Origin of the sequence: Levilactobacillus zymae DSM 19395 (assembly GCF_001434115.1) — a bacterium.
GTDB classification, from domain to species: domain Bacteria; phylum Bacillota; class Bacilli; order Lactobacillales; family Lactobacillaceae; genus Levilactobacillus; species Levilactobacillus zymae.
Genome location: NZ_AZDW01000004.1, coordinates 1 through 1,563 on the forward strand (window position 1 = coordinate 1; position 1,563 = coordinate 1,563).

Consider the following 1,563-nt stretch of genomic DNA (forward strand, 5'->3'; position numbering starts at 1 on the left):
CTGAAACTTGAAAGTATGAAGACAGACTGATCCCTTGGTATCACAGGACATATTTTAATTAATTTAACCATTTAGCTTGCTGTTAACAGCGAAACTAACCGTTTCGGCAAAAATGTGAAGAACTGATTCATCATCTGAATAATTTGGGCTCTTCTTGCATAAACTTCATGATTAATAATCGTTTTTAACGAATTTAGAAGCCATACCAGTGCTTGAGACAACTCAATATCTGGCATGGCTTCGTTCATTATAAAGAATAAATCCCCAATGGTGCGATCATCCTGATTTTGCCGTTCCTGCCAAGCTAATAGGTCATAAGTCATCATGACAATTGCTAAATGGCCACAAAGCCCGTCATAATTTTGAACTTGTGATTTGTCGAGCCGCAAGTATTGCTTGGCAACTTTAAAGTAATTCTCAATTTGCCATCTTCGGGCGTATAGTTGAATGATTGCTTGTGGCTGAAGGCCTAACTGAGTCGTTGCCAGTACTAGGTAGTCATCTTGACGGGCCCGATTAGCCACAAATACCAAGCGAAGCTTGAATTTTTGGTTCCCGACGTGCGCTTCGACAAAGCAGCTGTATTGATAAGCTTGCTTGGGTTGATATTTTGAGGCCTGCAGTCGCTTGTATAATGCTTTAACTGAATATTGCCGTCCGCGATATTGATAGTAAATTTTGCTGGACCGTTTAAGCATGCCCACGCCGTTTAATCCCAACTTGGTTAATTCATAGAAAATTTTTGGTGAGCTATACCAGCTATCAAATAACACATAGTCAGCTAGAACGCCATTTGCGAGGGCTTGCTTGACAAGTTGCAATGAAACGAGGTTCATTTTTTGCTGTGCTTGGCGACGTCTCCGGCCAGCAATTGTTCGTTGATCGGTTGTTTTAGCTGATTTTCCAAGGACGTTTTGTGGCTTCTTGGAAGACATTAATGCAAAGTTGATCGGTAAGAATGTATTGGCGTCACTCCAACCCAAAGTTAAAGCCCGGTATCCCTTAATATATAACCGTTTGTCATGGTCAAAGACTCGCGCTAGTAATTCGGTTTGGGTGGCGTACTCACGGGAAAAGAGTGTATCGTCAATGATCAATGCTAACCGCCGCCGGCGGTCAATAAACGGTCGTAAATGCTTGATTAAATGACTCCCAACTTGACAAATCAAGCGTTGCCAATTGATCCGGCCATCGTTCAAATTATTTCTGACGGTGCGACTGGTAAAGTTAGGTGTTTCATGGGCTCGATAAAGCGAGCGTCCCAGGAACTTTGTCGTGAGCAGCCATTCAATGACCTTCATCAAGCTGATTTCTGAATTCCGGCGATAATTCACCAACTTGGTGAGTTTAGATAGACCAATGAGGGAAGTAAATTGATGAACAATATTGTGAAGCTCGTTTTCTGTATTTTTTTGTCTTATAATATTCATGACGTAAGTCTCCTTCGTATCTTGGTTTTGATCGACTAAAGTATACAACGCAGGAGAGCTTGCGTTTATTTTTTTGCCAAAAAAGCCAATAACCACACGCCTTTGGCGTGATTATTAGCTTTCAAGTTTCAGT

The 1,563-nt window shown here is 41.5% G+C and carries 1 protein-coding gene; it reads right to left on the bottom strand.

Features of this window, described 5'->3' with window-relative positions:
- Window positions 1-71: 71 nt before the first annotated feature.
- A complete protein-coding gene (locus FD38_RS00800) occupies window positions 72-1,430 on the bottom strand; it encodes an IS4 family transposase (RefSeq protein WP_056979270.1) in 1,359 nt (452 codons plus the stop codon).
- Window positions 1,431-1,563 lie beyond the last annotated feature (133 nt).